2 pseudogenes are annotated in these 397 nt (G+C 57.4%); one reads left to right on the top strand and one right to left on the bottom strand.

Annotation, left to right across the window (positions count from 1 at the left end):
- Nucleotides 1–199, top strand: a pseudogene (locus tag V6943_RS20230) (AI-2E family transporter); the annotation flags it as partial.
- Between the two features lie 104 nt (nt 200–303).
- Here V6943_RS20230 and V6943_RS20235 read toward each other — a convergent pair.
- Nucleotides 304–397: pseudogene (locus tag V6943_RS20235) on the bottom strand (AAA family ATPase); the annotation flags it as partial.

The following is a 397-nucleotide window of genomic DNA, read 5'->3' on the forward strand; positions in this document are numbered from 1 at the left end:
CTATAGGCAGATCGAAAGTGGTGAGTTGGATGTCGGTAGCTTTGTTGGAACTGCAAGGGAATTGCTACCCGCGTCATTGGAGCAGCAGTTGCGGCGGTTCGGGCTAGGTGATGTCGACCAGATTCGTGAGCGACTCGCAAGCTGGGCGTTAGAAGGCAGCCAGTTTTTGGCGACCAAGGCCTTCAGCTTTGGTCAGGGTGCGGATTCCACGCCATTCGGACACTCAGCCCACGCTGATCCGGACACCTGTTCCACGTTCATTCGGACAGGCAGTCGGAGCGCAGCGACGCAGGGGTGGCATTGTTAGTCTGAGGTGCCCGGCGTCGTCAATTTCTGCGTCCGTTTGCGCATTGATTCACCCTCCAGATTGATCCGATAAGCGTTGTGCACCAGGCGG

Source organism: Pseudomonas sp. CBC3, assembly GCF_037967085.1.
Taxonomy (GTDB): domain Bacteria; phylum Pseudomonadota; class Gammaproteobacteria; order Pseudomonadales; family Pseudomonadaceae; genus Stutzerimonas.